This window comes from Methylobacterium persicinum, from assembly GCF_022179525.1.
GTDB classification, from domain to species: Bacteria; Pseudomonadota; Alphaproteobacteria; order Rhizobiales; family Beijerinckiaceae; genus Methylobacterium; species Methylobacterium persicinum.
In genome coordinates this window covers 39,812-57,399 of sequence record NZ_BPQX01000034.1, presented here as the reverse complement: position 1 = coordinate 57,399, position 17,588 = coordinate 39,812, and the positions used below count along the sequence as shown (strand labels likewise).

Sequence of the window (17,588 nt, the reverse complement as noted above, 5' to 3'; positions counted from 1 at the left end):
CGACCGCTCGGCGTGCGTCTTGGACATGGCGGCGGGCCTCGGGCGGGGTGGAAGCGGATTCGGGCAGCCCGAGGATGGCAGTGCGTGGTTAACGCCCCCTCACCTCTCCCCCTCGATTTGCGACGAACCCGTCGGGGCCGGCGGCCTGCGGCGGCCTGCGGCGGCTTGAAGTGGCCTGCGGCGGCTTGGGGCGGAACTGGCCGAACCGGGGCGACGTTGCCCGGAACACCCGTTCACCTGGAGAAACCCTTGTCCCGCATCGCCGCCGCCCTCGCCGTCCTGCTGGTCGCGGCGACACCCGCCCTGGCCCAGACCAAGCCCGGGGAGATCAAGGGAGTCGACGCCATGGGCGACAAGTCCCGCAGCGCCCAGGACGGCTGGAGCCAGGCCCCCGTGCCGCGGGAGGAATCGGCGGCCAAGGATGCCCCCAACCCCGGCGGCAACTCCATCAGCGAGAACAAGGACCGCCCGGTCCCGGCCGCCAACCCCACGGGCAACTCCGCGACGGACCCCCAGGCGCCCCTCGACCACCGGACGCCCTCCCCGTCAGGCAACAACCCGGCTAATCCTTCGCGCTGACGGCTCTAGCCTGGCTCCGGCCAAGAGGAAATATTCTGCCGCGAGAGCATGGATTAAGACCAGGTGAAAACCGTGGCCGGGAAGGATAGCAGAATCGCTTCCCGTGTCATGCCACCGCACTTGCCTCGCGCCCGGTTCTCTGTGACAGGTTCGAATTAAACCAGTTTACAGCAGGGAGCGGACATGACGGTCCAGGTCTCCCGGCGCGGCCTTTTGAAAGGGGTCGGCGCCGGTCTTGCAGGAGGGTCCCTCGGGGCCCTCGGCTTCGGCGGGTTGGAACCCGCCATGGCCGCCGCGGTGCGGCCGTTCAAGCTCGCGCAGATGCGCGAGACCCGCAACACCTGCCCCTATTGCTCGGTGGCCTGCGGCGTCATCCTCTACAGCCTCGGCGACCGGTCGAAGAACGCCCGCTCGTCGGTGATGCATATCGAGGGCGATCCGGATCATCCGATCAACCGCGGCACCCTCTGCCCCAAGGGTTCGGCCCTCCTGGACTTCGTCCACGCCGACACCCGGACCAAGTACCCGCTCCACCGGGCACCGGGCAGCTCCGAGTTCAAGCGGGTCTCCTGGGACTTCGCCCTGGACCGGATCGCCACCCTGATGAAGGAGGACCGGGACCGGAACTTCGTGGCCAAGAACGGGGACCTCACGGTCAACCGCTGGACCACGATGGGCTTCCTCGGGGCCTCGGCCACCACTAACGAGACGGCTTGGCTCACCTACAAGGTGGTCCGAAGCATGGGGGCCCTGGTCTTCGACAACCAGGCAAGAGTTTGACACGGTCCGTCGGTCGCCAGTTTGGCGCCCTCCTTCGGACGCGGTGCGATGACCAACCTCTGGATGGACATCAAGCACGCGGACGTCATCACCGTGATGGGCGGCAATGCCGCCGAAGCTCACCCCTGCGGCTTCAAGTGGGTCGTCGAGGCGAAGGCGCATAACAACGCCAAGCTCATCGTCGTGGACCCGCGCTTCACCCGCACGGCGTCGGTGGCCGATCTCTACTGCCCGATCCGGCAGGGGACGGACATCGCGTTCCTGTCGGGCGTGGCCAAGTACCTCCTCGACAACGACAAGATCCAGAAGCGCTACGTCTCAGCCTATACGAACGCCGGCTATGTGGTCCGTGAGGGCTACGACTTCGTGGACGGTCTGTTCGCCGGCTACGATGCCGACAAGCGCGACTACGACAAGACCACCTGGGACTACGAGATCGGCCCCGACGGCTACGCCGTGGTGGACGAGACGATGCAGCACCCGCGCTGCGTCATGCAGCTCCTGAAGAAGCACGTCGCGATCTACACCCCCGAGATGGTGGAGACGATCTGCGGCTCGCCCAAGGAGACGTTCCTCAAGGTCTGCGAGATGATCGCGACCACCTCGTCGCCGGAGCGGGTCATGACCTCGCTCTACGCGCTGGGCTGGACGCACCATTCCAAGGGCTCGCAGAACATCCGCTCGATGTGCATCGTGCAGACCCTGCTCGGGAACATCGGCATGCTCGGCGGCGGCATGAACGCGCTGCGTGGCCACTCCAACATCCAGGGGCTGACCGATATCGGGCTGATGAGCAACCTCATCCCCGGCTATCTCAACATCCCCGTGGAAAAGGAGCCCGACTACGCGAGCTACATCGCCAAGCGGCAGTTCAAGCCGCTGCGTCCGGGACAGACGAGCTACTGGCAGAACTACAACAAGTTCTTCGTCTCGTTCCAGAAGGCGATGTGGGGCGACAAGGCGGCCAAGGAGAACGACTGGGCCTACGACTACCTGCCCAAGCTCGACGTGCCGACCTACGACGTGCTGCGCGGCTTCGAGCTCGCGAAGCAGGGCAAGATGACCGGCTACATCATCCAGGGCTTCAACCCCCTGATGACGTTCCCGAATCGCGCCAAGATGACGGAAGCCTTCTCCAAGATGAAGTTCATCGTGGTGATGGATCCGCTCAAGACCGAGACGGCCCGGTTCTGGGAGAACCACGGCGAGTACAATCCCGTGGATCCGACCAAGATCCAGACCGAGGTGTTCGAGCTGCCGACCACCCTGTTCGTCGAGGAGGAGGGCTCCCTCTCCAACTCGTCGCGCTGGCTCCAGTGGCACTGGCAGGCTCAGGAGGCCCCGGGCGAGTGCCGTTCGGACATCGAGATCATGTCGGGGATCTTCCTCCGCATGAAGGAGATGTACCAGAAGGACGGGGGCGCCTTCCCCGACGCGATGGTCAACCTGACCTGGAACTACGCCGTCGCGGATTCGCCGACGCCGACGGAGCTTGCCCGCGAGCTCAACGGCTACACCGTGACCCAGACCACCGACCTGAACGGGGCTCCGCTCCCGGCCGGGCGGCAGGTGGACGGCTTCGCCCAGCTCAAGGACGACGGCTCGACGGCCTGTGGCTGCTGGATCTATTCCGGCTGCTACACCGAGAAGGGCAACATGATGGCCCGCCGGGACAACACCGACCCCGGCGACAAGGGCATCGCCCCCAACTGGGCCTTCGCGTGGCCTGCCAACCGGCGGGTGCTCTACAACCGCGCCTCCTGCGACCCCGAGGGCAAGCCCTGGTCGGAGAAGAAGAAGCTCATCGAGTGGAACGGCAAGCAGTGGATCGGCTTCGACGTGCCGGACTACGGCGTCACCGTGGCACCCGATAAGGGCGTCGGCCCGTTCATCCTCAACCAGGAGGGCGTCGCCCGCCTTTGGACCCGGGGCCTCATGCGCGACGGGCCGTTCCCGGCGCACTACGAGCCCTTCGAGTCCCCGGTGCAGAACGTCGCCTTCCCGCGGATCAAGGGCGCCCCGGCGGCCCGGATCTTCAAGGACGACCTCGCCGACCTCGGCGACGCGAAGGATTACCCCTACGCGGCGACGAGCTACCGCCTCACCGAGCACTTCCATGGGTGGACCAAGCACGCCCGGATCAACGCGATCCTCCAGCCGGAGGCCTTCGTGGAGATCTCGGAGGAGCTCGCCAAGGAAAAGGGCATCGAGAAGGGCTCATGGGTCCGCGTCTGGTCGAAGCGCGGCTCCCTGAAGGCCAAGGCCCTGGTGACCAAGCGGATCAAGCCGCTGATCTGCGACGGCAAGCCCGTCCACGTCGTCGGCATCCCGCAGCACTGGGGTTTCATGGGCCTGACCAAGAAGGGATGGCACCCGAACTCGCTGACGCCCGTCGTCGGCGACGCCAACACCGAGACGCCGGAGTTCAAGGCTTGGCTCGTGAACATCGAGCCGACCACTCCGCCCTCGGATGCGGTCGCGTAAGGGGGAGCATGCATCATGGCTGACTATAGCTCCCTCGACATCCGCCAGCGCTCCGCCTCCACGGAGACGCCGCCGGAGATCCGCCGCCAGGTGGAGGTCGCCAAGCTCATCGACGTGTCGAAGTGCATCGGCTGCAAGGCCTGCCAATCGGCCTGCGAGGAGTGGAACGACCTGCGCGACGACATCGGCGTCAACACGGGGACCTACCAGAACCCCCATGACCTGACGGCGAAGACCTGGACCCTGATGCGGTTCGAGGAATACGAGAACCCGCAGACGAACCACCTCGAGTGGCTGATCCGCAAGGACGGCTGCATGCACTGCACAGAGCCGGGCTGCCTCAAGGCGTGCCCGTCCCCGGGCGCGATCGTGCAGTACTCCAACGGCATCGTCGACTTCATCGAAGAGAACTGCATCGGCTGCGGGTATTGCGTGAAGGGCTGCCCCTTCAACATCCCGCGGATCAGCCAGACCGACCACAAGGCGTACAAGTGCACCCTGTGTTCGGACCGGGTGGCGGTGGGTCAGGCTCCGGCCTGCGCCAAGGCCTGCCCGACCGGCTCGATCATGTTCGGCACCAAGCAGGCGATGATCGACCAGGCGCAGACGCGCGTGGAGGATCTGAAGTCCCGCGGGTTCGAGCATGCCGGGCTCTACGACCCGGCCGGCGTCGGGGGCACGCACGTCATGTACGTGCTGCACCATGCCGACCAGCCGAGCCTCTATTCCGGCCTGCCGAACGACCCGAAGATCTCCCCGCTGGTCGCCTTCTGGAAGGGCGGGGCCAAGGTGTTCGGGCTGGCCGCCATGGGCTTCGCGGCGGTGGCCGGCTTCTTCCACTACGTCACGGCGGGGCCGAACGAGGTCGCGCCGGAGGAAGAGGAAGAGGCCGTCGAGATGGCCGACGCCAAGCGCCGCCAGGACGGCGGCGAGGCACGGCCGCACTAGGTAGGGGGTTTCCAAAGGGAAATCCCTTTGGTGGGGTGCCGGGGTAAAATCCCGGCATCTCGCAGGGCTCCGCCCTGCACCCGCAAAAGGGCTCGCCCTTTTGAAACCCATGATTTCCGGGTGAAGCCGATGACGATCCACACCGATATCCGCGACGGGGAGACCCGGCCCCTGCATCAGGACAAGGGCGCCGCCCCTGAAGTGCTCTACGTGCCCCGCTATACCGGCGTGCAGCGGGTGAACCACTGGATCACCGCGATCCTGTTCACCCTCCTGACCCTCTCCGGGCTGGCGATGTTCTCGCCCTACCTGTTCTCCCTCACCGGCCTGTTCGGCGGCGGGCAGGCGACCCGGGCGATCCATCCGTGGTTCGGCGTGGCGCTCGCCGTGAGCTTCGTGTTCCTGTTCGTGCGCTTCTGGAAGCTCAACATCCCCAACAAGGACGATGTCGAGTGGTCCAAGAAGATTGGCGACGTGGTGACCAACCGCGAGGACCGGCTGCCGGAACTCGGCAAGTACAATGCCGGGCAGAAGATGGTGTTCTGGGGCCAGACCGGCCTGATCGCCGTGATGCTGGTCTCCGGCCTCATGATCTGGAACACCTATTTCGGTGGGCTGACCACGATCGAGACTCAGCGCTGGGCGCTCCTGGCCCACTCGCTCGCGGCGGTCGTCGCCATCGCGATCATCGTGGTGCATATCTATGCGGGCATCTGGGTGCGCGGCACCGGCCGGGCGATGGTCCGCGGCACCGTCACCGGCGGCTGGGCCTACCGGCATCACCGCAAGTGGTTCCGGCAGATCGCTGGCGGCCTCGCCCGGCGGGGGCCGGTGGACAAGCGCGGGTCGTAGGGGCCTCCCTCGCCGTCATTGCGAGCGACGCGAAGCAATCCAGGGAAGCGCCACGTCCTCCGATGTCGCGCCACCCTGGATTGCTTCGCGTCGATCGCAATGACGGGCAGGCACTTCTGCGCGGATACGTGACGAGAAGGTGATTTCACCCGTGGTTCGGTTCTTCAAGCGCGGCGCTGCGTCCAAGGGTGAAAAGCCCGAGGACGAGATGACCAGGGGCGAGCCCGCCCCCGCCGACAAAAAGTCCTTCGACGAGATCAAGCCCGATCCCGACAAGATCGGCATCTCCGGCTCGGTGCCCTTCGTGCGCCTGCCGGAACCTGGTGCCCTTTTCAAGGCCCGGGCCGTGCGCCTGCTGGCCCTGGCGCCCGGCCACACCCTCGAAGCCTATCTGCGCCTCGTGGCCGAGGTCGCCCGCGCGCAGGGCGTCGTGGAGGCCGAGCGTGCCGCGGCCGGCTGGGACGTCGCCGACCCCGACGAGGCGGGGCGGGCGGTCCGGGTCGAGCACGGCATGCCGCCGCTCTCACGCCACGTGATCGAGGCCGACCCGACCTTTCACGATGGCCTCGACAGCCTGCTCGCGGCCCTCGACCTCTCCGCCGCGCCGGAGGAGGCAAAGGCGGCGCGGGACGCCCTGCAAGCTGCTCCCAAGGAGGACCGCCTCGATCTCGCCGTGCAGGTTTTCGAGGGGGCGATTCCGCTGGAGCGCGTCGCCGAGTGTCTGTTCGTCTCGGCGGCCCTGCAGGTCTGCCTCGCGCGGCGGGCGGCCCGCCTCGACGCCAAGGCCCTCAAGCCGGTGGCGGACGGAGTCTGCCCCTGCTGCGGCGGCGCCCCGACGGCGAGCCTGATCGTCGGCTGGACCCCCGCCGACAAGGCCCGCTACCTCAGCTGCTCCCTCTGCGGCACCCTGTGGAACCACGTCCGCATCCGGTGCACCGCCTGTGGCGCGGGCGAAGGCATCAGCTATTACGGGCTCGATGAAGTCTCCAAGGACGTGCAGGTCGAGACCTGCACCACCTGCCACAGCTACCTTAAGCACTTGCACCAGCACCGGGAGCCGAGCCTCGACCCCGTGGCCGACGACATCGCGTCCTACGGTCTCGACCTGAAGATCGCCGAGGAGGGATTCAGGCGCGCGGGCCTGAACCTGCTGTTCGTGGTCTGACGCGCCGCGACCGTCCCCGTCGTCGTCATGGCAAGGAAAGCGAAGCCATCCAGGACAGCACCGTCCTGGATGGCTTCACTGTGTTCGCAAAGACGAGACGGGGAGCGCCCGCCCTACCGGTAGCCGTAGCGCGCCTTGGCGGCGGCCAGCAGGTGCAGGGCCTCGCCTGACTTGCCCGCGGCGCATTCCGAGGCGGCGCGGGAGAGATCCGCATCGAAGCGGTCTCCGACGGACTTGTTGAGGTTTTCCGTGGCGACGTCGCTGGCGACGATCGCCCGGGTGCGGGCGATCTCGGGGCCGCAGCCCGTCCCGGTGGGGAGAACCGGCGGCGCCGGCGGGCCGCCCACCGGGACGACGGGCTCGCGCACCTTGGACTGCGATTGGCAGGCCCCGAGGGCGGCGACGGCGACGAGGACGAGGCAGAGACGGGACGCGGCCACGGCGGTCTTTCCTTCGCGCCGGTACCCTCCGGCGAACCGGAGGGTTTTGGGCCGAGCGTGGCCTTGGGTCAATCGGGGCCACGCCCCCTCGCACCCCGTCTTATGCCGCTCCGATACCCTCACCGTCATTGCGGGTGTCAGCGAAGCAAACCAGGCGCCGCCGCCTCATCCGGAGAGGTCGCGCGCTGGATTGCGTCGGCTCCGCCTCACAATGACGGCGGACGGGTAAGACCGGGCCGTTCGAGCGGAACGGTCTTACTTCGCCTTCTCGGAGAGGGCCTTCAGGCCGGAATCGTAGATGCCCTGGACGGCGTCCTTGGCCACCGAGTCCGGGGCGCCCTTGGCGTTGAAGGTGCCGCTCCACGTCACCTTGGAGCCCGAGCCCTCCGGGGCCACCGACAGCGTCGACTTGTAGTCGGAGACCGGCAGCGGGCTCTCCAGGATGGTGTAGGTGTAGGTCATCACCTTGTCGTCGCGGGAGACCTGCTCCTCCTTGATGGTGCCGCCGCCCTTGAGGTTGAGCAGGCGCACATTCATGCCGTCCTGCTCGGAGGGGGTGCACTTCTCGACGGCCGGATGCCAGTTGCCGATGCCGCAGAAGTCGCCGATCGTCTGCCACACCTTGGCCGGGGGCGCCGCGATGTCGGCCGTGCGCGTCAGTTCGATCGCGGAAGCCGGCGCGGCGGCGGTGAGGGCGAGGGCCGCGAGGGCGAGGGCGTGGCGGGAAAGGGTCGGCATTCGGGCAGTCTCCATCCGTTGGGTCATCGCGGCTGAAGCCGCGGCGGCTTTCTGTGGCCGCGCTTCAGCTAGGTGCCTTTCGCGCCGAGACAATGGCAGCGCAAGCGATCCGCCCCCTCCCCCGTCTCCGCAGGCGTTCCGCCGCAGCCGGAATCCCGGTAAGGGAGCTTCTTTCGACCGATCCCGAACCCTGGACATCATGGCCGCCGCCCCGCCCGCCCTCACCCTTGACCCCGGCCTGATCGAGGCCGCCACCGCCGCCGCGGCATGGCCCTTCGAGGAGGCGCGCAAGCTCGTCGTCCGGCTGGAAAAGCTCGGCAAGACGGAGGTGCTGTTCGAGACGGGCTACGGTCCCTCGGGCCTGCCGCATATCGGCACCTTCGGCGAGGTGGCCCGCACCTCCATGGTCCGCCACGCCTTCCGGGTGCTGACCCGGGACAGCGTGCCGACCCGGCTGATCGCCTTCTCGGACGACATGGACGGCCTGCGCAAGGTGCCGGACAATGTCCCCAACCGGGAGCTTCTGGCCGCCCACCTGAACCAGCCGCTGACGAAGGTCCCCGACCCGTTCGGCACCCATGACAGCTTCGGCGCCCACAACAACGCGGAACTCCGCCGCTTCCTCGACGCCTTCGGCTTCGCCTACGAGTTCCGCTCGGCCACCGAGTGCTACCGCGCCGGCCTGTTCGACGACACGCTGCTGCGGGTGCTGGAGCGCTACGACGCGGTGATGGAGATCATGCTCCCCTCCCTCCGGGCGGAGCGCTCGGCGAGCTATTCCCCGTTCCTGCCGATCCACCCCGTCACCGGCCACGTGATGCAGGTGCCGATCGACGAGGTGCGGGCCGACAAGGGCACCATCGTGTGGCGGGACCCGGCGACCGGCGAGGGCTACGAGACCCCCGTCATCGGCGGCCATGCCAAGCTGCAGTGGAAGCCCGACTGGGCGATGCGCTGGGTGGCGCTCGGCGTCGATTACGAGATGGCCGGCAAGGACCTGATCGATTCGGTCAAGCTGTCGGGCAAGATCGCCAAGGCCCTGGGCGGAGAGCCACCGGAGGGCTTCAACTACGAACTGTTCCTCGACGAAAAGGGCCAGAAGATCTCCAAGTCGAAGGGCAACGGCCTGACGATCGACGAGTGGCTGAAGTACGGCACGCCGGATTCGCTGGCCCTGTTCATGTACACCAAGCCGCGGGAGGCCAAGCGTCTGTTCTTCGACGTGATCCCCCGGCACGTGGATGAATATATCGGCTTCCTCGACCGTTATGCGGGGCAGGACGCCAAGAACCGCCTCGGCAACCCAGTCTGGCATCTGCACGCCGGTAGCCCGCCGGAGCCGGAGAAGGTCGAGGGCGCGAGCCTGACGTTTGCCATGCTCCTCAACCTCGCGGCGGTGGCGAACACCGAGGATCCAGCGGTGCTGTGGGGCTTCATCCGCCGCTACGCCCCCGGCGTCGGCCCGAAGACCCATCCGGGCCTCGACCGGCTGGTCGGCCACGCCCTGAAGTACTTTTCGGACTTCGTCCGCCCGGCCAAGACCTACCGGGAGCCGACCCCGGAGGAGCGGGCGGCGCTGGAGGACCTCTCCGCGACCCTGGCCGGGCAGGCCGGCTCCACCGATGCGGAGGCGCTGCAGGCGGCGGTCTACGAGGTTGGCCGGCGGCATTTCCCCGACCTGTCCGGCAAGGCCAAGAGCCCGGACGGGCGCCCCGGCGTGTCGCAGGCGTGGTTCACGAGCCTGTACAACGTGTTGTTCGGCGAGGCCCGGGGCCCGCGCTTCGGCTCCTTCGTCGCCCTCTACGGCGTCGCGGAGACCCGGGCGCTGATCGCCAAGGCGCTCTCGGGCGAGCTGGTGGCCGAGCACGAGGCGTTCACGGGCGGTCCGCGCACGACAACTTGATCATCCGGCAACGGAATTCCCGTCGCGTCAACCTGTTGTCCTGTCGCTGTGCCAGAGAGCCAGCGCCGTGACGGGAGGAACGACGAATGCGCGGCATCTACATCGGACTCGTTGGCCTGCTGGCGGGCGCGGTGCCCGCCCTTGCGGCGACCCCGCCCGATTCCGCCGCCGCCACGGACCTCAAGAGCCTGGGGCCGACCCAGCCGGCCAAGGTGCAGGACGGCCAATACACCGACAAGAACGGCGACCCGACCTACCACGTCACCGACGGCGGCAAGAAGGTCGATTGGTACACGATGTCCGGTTACCTCCGGTACAACGCCAACTGCATCGTCTGCCACGGGCCGGACGGCATGGGCTCGACCTACGCCCCGTCCCTGGTCGATGCCCTGAAGGGCATGGACTACGCCCATTTCGCGGGCATCATCGTCGGCGGCAAGAAGGACGTCACCGCCTCGCAGGAGCTGGTCATGCCGGCTTTCGGCGATAACCGGAACGTCATGTGCTACATGCCCGACATCTACACCTACCTCCGCGCCCGGTCCGACGGCGCCGTGGGCCGAAACCGGCCCGAAGAACACGAGGCCAAGCCCGCCGCCTTCACCAAGGCCGAGGATGCCTGCATGAAGTGACGGCGGGGGCAGCCGTCGCCGTCCCGGGAAGTCGTGTCCCACCCTCCCCCTCATCCTGAGGCGCCCGCTGCAAGCGGGCCTCGAAGGAGGGCTCCAGCCCGCTCGGCGATCCCTGGAGGGCTCCTTCGAGGCTGCTTCGCAGCACCTCAGGATGAGGCGACGGGTGGGATCATGACCGGGGACATCACCCCACCAGTGCCAGATCCTGCATCTCGGTCTCGGGGATCACATCGACCTCGACCTTGAGGCGCTGGCGGCCGGAGCCGCTGACGATGCCGTCGATGGGGGCCACGTCGCCGTAGTCGCGGCCCCGCGCCACGACGATGTGGTCGTCCTGCACGGCACAGGCATTGGTCGGGTCGAGGCCGTGCCAGCCGTCGCCGCACCAGACCGCGACCCAGGCGTGGCTCGCGTCGGCCCCCCGCAGGCGCGGGCGGCCGGGGGGCGGCACCGTGCGCAGGTAGCCGCTGACATAGGCCGCCGGCACGCCCATGCCGCGCAGGCCCGCGATCATCACGTGGGCGAAGTCCTGGCAGACCCCGGCCCGGCCGGCGAAGGCTTCGGCCAAAGGCGTGTGGACGTTCGTCGCCTTCGCGTCGAAGCGGAAGTCGCCTCGGATCCGCATCATCAGGTCGTGGGCCGCGCCGTAGGCGCTGCGGCCGGGGGTGAAGCTCGGGCGGGCGTAGTCCGTCACCGCCCGGAGCAGGGGCACCCGGTCGCTGGGGAACAGGAAGTGGACCGGCGCCCGCCCCGACAGGTCCCTGGTGGAGACGGCCCTGTCGCGCACCGTCTCCCACGGGGCGCCCTCCTCCGGCGGTGGGGGCGGCAGGCGCTCGACGCGCACCGTGGAAAGGGCCTCGACGCTGAAGGTGGTGTGCGGCACCTCGATGATGACCGCCAGGGCCTCGGTCCCGAAATAGTCCCGGCGGGTCACGGCCCTGGCCGGACTCGGTTCGAGGGTGACGGCGCTTGCCAGCACGCTCTGCCCCTCGCCGTCCGCCGGCTTGAGGCGAAGCGAGCAGCGGGCGAAGCTCACCGCCCGGCCGTAGCGGTAGGTGGTGCGGTGGCGCAGGGTGTAGATCATGCCCAGCCCGCGGAATGAGGGAGGCTTCCGAGCAGAGAAAGTCCTGCCATCAGGCCAGCCCCGTCAGCTTCTCGGGCCGCAGGGCATACGGCCCGGTCGGGAAGTAGCGGGCGGCGATGCCGTCGGCGAGGCGTTCGAGGTCGGCGGCCAGGGCGGCAAGGCGCACCGCGTCGAAATCGGCGGCCTCGCCCGCCCGCAATTCGGCCTGGAGCCGGGCCGCCAGCCGGCAATGGGGCTCGGGCATCCCGTCGGCGGCAAGCGCCGGCAGTTCCGCAAGATGGCGGACGATCGCATCCATCTGGAAGGCGATCGAGCGCGGGTTGTACGGGTCGAGGAGCACCATGTCCCGGACGGGATCCAGGGCCGCCCCCTGCATGTAGCGGCGGCCGTAGCTGATCTGCGAATCGGCCAGCACCAGCATCGTCCCGAGGCAGCCCGGCGTCGCCTCGTCGTTGACGAAGGCCAGCGCGAAGGCGCACGTGTTGATTGCCCGCTCGATCCGGCGGCCGAGTTCGGCGAAGTGCCAGCCCTCCGCCCGGCTGGTGTTCTCGTGGGCGAGGCCCGAGAGGGCCGCGAGATGGCTGAGGGTCCGCTCCGCCCGGGTGGCGAGCTGCGATTCCGTGAAGGCTCGCCCGGTATCCAGGGACAGGAGGTCGGACAGGTCCGCCAGCACCCGCCAGATCTCGCCGGACAGGCGGGCGCGCAGGGCGGCGGCGTTGCGCCTTGCCGCCATGATGTGAGCCCGCGCCGAGCCCGGCTGGTCCCGCCCGCACAGGGCCTCCTGCGCCAGGGCGGCGGTGGGGAGGTCGGCGGAGCCGATGCAGGCCCATTCGTCGAGGAGGGCGCGGATCGCCAGGGCCGCCGGCGCGTCCGGGGAGCCGGAGATGTCGGCGCCCACCGCGTCGCCGAAGCTGCGCAGGTGGGCCAGGGTCAGGCGGGTCACCGCCTCGGCGCGCTCGGCGTAGCGCCCGTACCAGAACAACCCGTCCGCCGCCCGGGCCGGGAGGTGGCCGCCGAGCCGCCGCACCCGGGGCGTGCCCTGGGAGCCGACGAGGGGCGCCGCCACGGGCTCGTCCGACAGGACCCACACGTCGGCCGAGCGGATGCCCAGGCGCAACTCCAGGGGGTCCACGTTGTCCCGCTCCGCCATCCGGCAGAACCCCCCGGGCATGACCGTCCAGCCCGAGGCGGTGCGGGCGGCGAAGACCCGCATCACGAAGGGCCGGGGCACGAGGTAGAGCCCGTCGCCGCCCCGTTCCCAGCCGGGCATGGTGGAGAGGGGAGCGGGTTCCTGCGCCACATAATCGAAGGGCCTGTCGCGCAGGGCATCGACCACAGCGGCCCGCTCCGCCGCCAGCGCCGAGGGGGCGAGCAGGGCGTCCCGCCCCGCCCCCCGCTGCGGCGTCGCGGCCGGGCGCAGGACCAGCCGGTCGAGGTTGGCCCGGACATGGGCCAGCCCTTCCAGGTCGCCGCACCACCAGGCCCGGGGATGGGACAGGCGCAGGGGCTCGCCGAGCAGGCGCTGGCACAGACCGTCGAGGTAGGGGGCGAGCGCCGCCGACTCGACGAGGCCCGAGCCCGGCATGTTGGCCATCACCAGGGTGCCGTTGCGCAGGGCGTCGAGCACCCCCGGCACCCCGAGCCGCGAGGCGGGGTTGAGTTCCAGCGCGTCGAGGTAGTCGGCATCGATCCGCCGCCACAGGGCGTCGGCCCGCTTCAGGCCCGAGACGGTGCGCACGTGCAACCGGCCGTCGCGCATGACGAGGTCGTCCCCCTCGACCAGCATCAGGCCGAGGTAGCGGGCCAGCGCCGCCTGCTCGACATAGGACGAGCTGTACGGGCCGGAGGTCAGCAGGCAGATCCGCGGGTCGGCCCGCTCGGCGCCCAGCGCCAGCCCCTCCCGGAACGCCTGGAAGAAGGCGGGCAGCCGCTCGACGTGGAGGTCCTGGAAGAAGTCCGGGAAGGTCCGCGCCAGGACCATCCGGTTCTCCAGGGCCCAGCCGAGGCCGGAGGGGGCCTGGGTCCGGTCGGCCAGCACCTGCCAGCGCCCGTCCGGGCCCCGGCCGAGGTCGGCCGCGTAGAGCCGCAGGTGGTGGCCGCCGGGGGGCGCCACCCCGTGGAGCGGATGCAGGAAGTCCGGGTTGCCGGCTACGACCGCCGCAGGCAACTGCCCGGTGGCGACGAGGTCGCCGGGGCCGTAGACGTCGGCGAGGATCGCCTCCATCAGTTCGGCCCGCTGGACGAGGCCGGCGCAGAGGTCGCGCCACTCCTGCGGCTCGATGACGAGGGGCATGGAGCCAAGCGGCCAGGGATGCTCCCGCTGGTCCCCGGCGATGCGGAAAGAGATGCCCGCGTCCCGGATGTGCCGCTCCGCCGAGACGAAGCGGGCCATGATCTCCGGTTCGGTCAGGCCGCCGAGCCGGTCGAGGAGACGCTCCCACACGGCACGGGGCTGACCGTCCGGGCCGACGAACTCGTCGGGCAGGCCGGTCTCCGGCCGGTACGAGGCGGTCCAGCGCGCGACCCGCTGCGCCGGACTCTCGCCCGGCTCCATGCCGATCGCGAGCGCCGCCGTCATCGTGGCGCGGGGGTTCGCAGGTCGAGGGTCAGGGGGAACTCGGCGCTCCCCTCCTCGGCCGGCATGGCGATGCGGCCCGGCGTGTGGCCCTGGGCCTGGAACCGGGCGAGGCGGCGCCCCTCGGCCTCGTAGGCGTTGACGGGATGGGTCTCGTAGTTGCGGCCGCCCGGATGGGCGACATGGTAGCGGCAGCCGCCCAGCGACCGCCCGCTCCACGCGTCCAGGATGTCGAAGGTCAGGGGCGAGTTCGCCGGCAGCGCCGGATGCAGGGACGAGGCCGGCTGCCACGCCTTGAAGCGCAGGCCCGCCACCGCCTCCCCGGCCCGGCCGGTCCCCGTCATCGGCAGGCGCCGGCCGTTGCACGCGACGACGTGCCGGCCGGGGACGAAGCCCTCGACCTTGACCTGCAGCCGCTCGACCGAACTGTCGACGAAGCGCACGGTGCCCCCGCTCGTCCCTTCCTCGCCCATCACGTGCCAGGGCTCCAGCGCCTGGCGCAGTTCCAGGCGCACCCCGCCCTGCTCCACGGTGCCGAAGACCGGGAATCGGAACAGGGCCTGTGCCTCGAACGCCGTGGGATCGAAATCGTAGCCCGCCCGGCGCAGGTCTTCCAGCACATCGAGGAAGTCCGCCCAGAGGAAATGGGGGAGCATGAAGCGATCGTGCAGGCTCGTGCCCCAGCGGACACAGCCGCCCTCCTGCGGCTCCCGCCACAGCCACGCGACCAGCGCCCGCAGGAGCAACTGCTGCGCGAGGCTCATCCGGGCGTCCGGGGGCATCTCGAAGGCCCGGAACTCGAGCAGGCCCAGGCGGCCGGTGGGGCCGTCCGGGGAGTAGAGCTTGTCGATGCAGATCTCGGCCCGGTGGGTGTTGCCGGTGACGTCGATGAGGATGTTGCGGAACAGCCGGTCGACCAGCCACCGGGGGATGTTGGGCGTGTCGGGCGCGGGCACCTGCGCCAGGGCGATCTCCAGCTCGTAGAGCCCGTCGTGGCGGCCCTCGTCGATGCGGGGCGCCTGGCTCGTCGGGCCGATGTAGAGGCCGGAGAACAGGTAGGACAGGGCCGGGTGGCGCTGCCAGTAGAGCACGATGCTCTTGAGCAGGTCCGGCCGGCGCAGGAACGGCGAATCGTCCGGCGTGACGCCGCCGAGCACCACGTGGTTGCCGCCGCCGGTGCCGGTGTGGCGCCCGTCGGTCATGAACTTCTCGGCGCCGAGCCGGGTCAGCCGGGCCTCCTCGTAGAGGCCGGATGTGATGTCCACCGCCTCCCGCCAGGACGCGGCCGGGTGGACGTTGATCTCGATCACGCCGGGATCGGGGGTGACCTTGATGAGCGACAGGCGCGGATCGAAGGGCGGCTCGTAGCCCTCGATATGGATCGGCTGCTTCAGCTCGGCCGCCACCGCCTCCAGGTGGCCGACGAGTTCGAGGTACTCGTCGGCCCGCTGCACCGGGGGCATGAAGATGCGGATCACCCCGTCCCGGGGCTCGACGGCCAGCGCCGTGCGCACGGCCACCCCGGCGATGCCCCCGCCGTTGGCGACCCGGGCCGCCGGGGCGGCTGCCTTCTCCGGAAGGGCGCCGCGCTCCTCAAGGGGGTCCTGGGGCTGGTAGTAGGGATAATGCTCCGGCGGCACGTAGGGGAGCGAGGAGAGCGGGAGCCGGAAGCCGAGGGGCGAATCGCCTGGCACGAGGTAGGCGTGCCCGCGTCCGAACTCCCATCGTTCGGAGATCCAGACCCGGTCGGACTCGCCGTCCTTGCCCGTGGGCAGGCTGGCGAGCGGCAGGACGTAGCCCACCGCCTCGCCGAGGCCGCGCTCGTAGACCCGGTTGATGCGGGAATCGAACTCCACCGAGCCCGATTTGGCCGCCGCCGTGGTGACGTTGACGGGCAGTTCCGCGCGCTTCTTCTCCCAGACGTCCCCGTCCTCGAAGGCGGGGAAGACGAAGTGTTCCAGGCCGAGCCGCCCGGCGAGGCGCTCCGCGAAGGTCTTCGCCTGGGTCGCCGTCGCCCCGCCGGATCCGCCCTCGGGGGCGATCAGGGAGGCGTCGGTCCAGACCGGCTTGCCGTCCTTGCGCCAGTACAGGGCGAAGGCCCAGCGGGGCAGGCTCTCGCCGGGGTACCACTTGCCCTGGCCGTAATGCAGCAGGCCCCCCGGTCCGAACCGGTCCCGCAGGCGGCGGATGAGCTTGTCGGCGAGGTCGCGCTTGGTCGGGCCCACGGCGGCGATGTTCCATTCCGCCGCCTCGAAGTCGTCCACGGAGACGAAGGTCGGCTCGCCGCCCATGGTCAGGCGCACGTCCTGCGCGGCGAGGTCGGCATCGACCGTCTCGCCGAGGCGGTCCATCGCGGTCCAGACATCCTCCGAATAGGGCTTCGTCACCCGCGGCGTCTCGGCGACGCGGGTGAGGCTCATGGCGAAGTCGAACGTCGTCTTCGCCGGCTCGGCGAGGCCGGAGATCGGCGCGGCGGAGCGGTAATGCGGGGTGGCTGCCAGGGGGATGTGGCCCTCGCCCGTGAGCAGGCCCGAGGTGGCGTCCATGCCGACCCAGCCGGCGCCCGGCAGGTAGACCTCCGCCCAGGCGTGCAGGTCGGTGAAGTCCTGCGAGGCGCCGGTCGGCCCGTCCACGGCGGTGGTGTCGGGCACGATCTGGATCAGGTAGCCGGAGACGAACCGGGCGGCGAGGCCGAGCCGGCGCAGCACCTGCACCAGCAGCCACGCCGAATCGCGGCAGGAGCCGCTCTTGAGGGTCAGGGTCTCGGCCGGGCTCTGCACCCCCGGCTCCATCCGCACGCCGTAGGCGGTCTCCCGGGCGATCATCCCGTTGAGGGCCACGAGGAACAGGACGGTGCCGGTCTCCTCCGGCAGGCGGGCCAGCAGGGCGTCCATCTCGGGGCCCTCCGCATCGACGGGGGCGAGGTAGGGGGCGAGTTCCTCCCGCAGGTCCGGGTCGTAGGCGAAGGGGAGGGTCTGGGCGTAATCCTCGACGAAGAAGTCGAACGGGTTGATCACCGCCATCTCGGCGGTGAGATCGACCTCGATCTTCAGTTCGTCGGTCTTCTCCGGGAAGACCAAGCGGGCAAGCCAGTTGCCGCTCGGATCCTGCTGCCAGTTGATGAAGTGGTTGGCCGGGCTGACCTTCAGGGCATAGGCCGGCACCTGGGTGCGGGCATGCGGCGCCGGGCGCAGGCGCACCACCTGCGGCCCGAGGCTGATCGGCCGGTCGTAGCGGTAATGGGTGACGTGGTGCAGGGCGACTTTGATCGACACGGGGGCTCCGTCTCAGGATCGCGGGCAGGATGGCGCGGACCGGACCGGCGCGGCTCCGGTTATGGGGCAGGCGCGGCCTGCAAAGCAATTTCCGTGCGGGAGAGCCCTCTGATCCCTCGTCTCACACCCGTCT

The 17,588-nt window shown here is 69.6% G+C and carries 12 protein-coding genes; 7 read left to right on the top strand and 5 right to left on the bottom strand.

What is annotated here, in order from left to right; all coding sequences use genetic code 11:
* Positions 1-249 precede the first annotated feature (249 nt).
* From MFF22_RS15425 to fdhE, 5 genes are all read left to right on the top strand, one after another.
* Entirely contained in the window at positions 250-579 is a 330-nt protein-coding gene (locus MFF22_RS15425) for a hypothetical protein (RefSeq protein ID WP_238249863.1), read from the top strand.
* A gap of 183 nt (positions 580-762) precedes the next feature.
* Complete coding sequence (gene fdnG / locus MFF22_RS15420; protein WP_238249862.1) at positions 763-3,843, top strand: formate dehydrogenase-N subunit alpha; 3,081 nt, start codon at positions 763-765, stop codon at positions 3,841-3,843.
* Positions 3,844-3,858: 15 nt separating this feature from the next.
* Positions 3,859-4,791, top strand: coding sequence for a formate dehydrogenase subunit beta (gene fdxH / locus MFF22_RS15415; protein ID WP_238249861.1), 933 nt, complete (start codon positions 3,859-3,861; stop codon positions 4,789-4,791).
* A gap of 129 nt (positions 4,792-4,920) precedes the next feature.
* Positions 4,921-5,643 (top strand): formate dehydrogenase subunit gamma, encoded by a 723-nt coding sequence (locus tag MFF22_RS15410; RefSeq protein ID WP_238249860.1) that lies wholly within the window; start codon positions 4,921-4,923, stop codon positions 5,641-5,643.
* Between the two features lie 151 nt (positions 5,644-5,794).
* Positions 5,795-6,808 carry a formate dehydrogenase accessory protein FdhE gene (gene fdhE, locus MFF22_RS15405; RefSeq protein ID WP_238249859.1) on the top strand — a complete coding sequence of 338 codons (1,014 nt, stop codon included), beginning with the start codon at positions 5,795-5,797 and terminating at the stop codon, positions 6,806-6,808.
* A 113-nt stretch (positions 6,809-6,921) separates the two neighbouring features.
* Here the strand turns inward: fdhE and MFF22_RS15400 are convergent, their stop codons facing one another.
* Both MFF22_RS15400 and MFF22_RS15395 read right to left on the bottom strand, forming a co-directional pair.
* Positions 6,922-7,248 (bottom strand): hypothetical protein, encoded by a 327-nt coding sequence (locus MFF22_RS15400; protein WP_238249858.1) that lies wholly within the window; start codon positions 7,246-7,248, stop codon positions 6,922-6,924.
* A 255-nt stretch (positions 7,249-7,503) separates the two neighbouring features.
* Complete coding sequence (locus tag MFF22_RS15395) at positions 7,504-7,986, bottom strand: SRPBCC family protein (RefSeq protein ID WP_238249857.1); 483 nt, start codon at positions 7,984-7,986, stop codon at positions 7,504-7,506.
* 199 nt (positions 7,987-8,185) lie between these two features.
* Here MFF22_RS15395 and MFF22_RS15390 point away from each other — a divergent pair, with 199 nt between their 5' ends.
* Entirely contained in the window at positions 8,186-9,889 is a 1,704-nt protein-coding gene (locus MFF22_RS15390; RefSeq protein ID WP_238249856.1) for a lysine--tRNA ligase, read from the top strand.
* A gap of 86 nt (positions 9,890-9,975) precedes the next feature.
* Complete coding sequence (locus tag MFF22_RS15385) at positions 9,976-10,521, top strand: c-type cytochrome, methanol metabolism-related (protein WP_238249855.1); 546 nt, start codon at positions 9,976-9,978, stop codon at positions 10,519-10,521.
* Positions 10,522-10,705: 184 nt separating this feature from the next.
* On the opposite strand, the gene MFF22_RS15380 is transcribed toward MFF22_RS15385, so the two are convergent.
* Genes MFF22_RS15380 through MFF22_RS15370 form a run of 3 tightly spaced genes read right to left on the bottom strand, consistent with a single transcriptional unit; the run spans position 10,706 to position 17,455 of the window.
* Positions 10,706-11,605: a transglutaminase family protein gene (locus MFF22_RS15380; protein WP_238249854.1), complete on the bottom strand. Its 900-nt coding sequence runs from the start codon at positions 11,603-11,605 to the stop codon at positions 10,706-10,708.
* A 49-nt stretch (positions 11,606-11,654) separates the two neighbouring features.
* Complete coding sequence (locus MFF22_RS15375) at positions 11,655-14,183, bottom strand: circularly permuted type 2 ATP-grasp protein (RefSeq protein WP_238249853.1); 2,529 nt, start codon at positions 14,181-14,183, stop codon at positions 11,655-11,657.
* A complete protein-coding gene (locus tag MFF22_RS15370) occupies positions 14,180-17,455 on the bottom strand; it encodes a transglutaminase family protein (protein WP_238249852.1) in 3,276 nt (1,091 codons plus the stop codon). Before MFF22_RS15370 ends, MFF22_RS15375 begins: the two co-directional genes overlap by 4 nt.
* Positions 17,456-17,588 lie beyond the last annotated feature (133 nt).

What these genes read in the sequence shown, in the direction of transcription:
- fdxH (WP_238249861.1), top strand. Translation starts at nt 3,859, where the DNA reads ATGGCTGACTATAGCTCCCTCGACATCCGCCAGCGCTCCGCCTCCACG.
- MFF22_RS15380 (WP_238249854.1), bottom strand. Translation starts at nt 11,605, where the DNA reads ATGATCTACACCCTGCGCCACCGCACCACCTACCGCTACGGCCGGGCG.
- MFF22_RS15375 (WP_238249853.1), bottom strand. Translation starts at nt 14,183, where the DNA reads ATGACGGCGGCGCTCGCGATCGGCATGGAGCCGGGCGAGAGTCCGGCG.
- MFF22_RS15395 (WP_238249857.1), bottom strand. Translation starts at nt 7,986, where the DNA reads ATGCCGACCCTTTCCCGCCACGCCCTCGCCCTCGCGGCCCTCGCCCTC.
- MFF22_RS15410 (WP_238249860.1), top strand. Translation starts at nt 4,921, where the DNA reads ATGACGATCCACACCGATATCCGCGACGGGGAGACCCGGCCCCTGCAT.
- MFF22_RS15390 (WP_238249856.1), top strand. Translation starts at nt 8,186, where the DNA reads ATGGCCGCCGCCCCGCCCGCCCTCACCCTTGACCCCGGCCTGATCGAG.
- MFF22_RS15385 (WP_238249855.1), top strand. Translation starts at nt 9,976, where the DNA reads ATGCGCGGCATCTACATCGGACTCGTTGGCCTGCTGGCGGGCGCGGTG.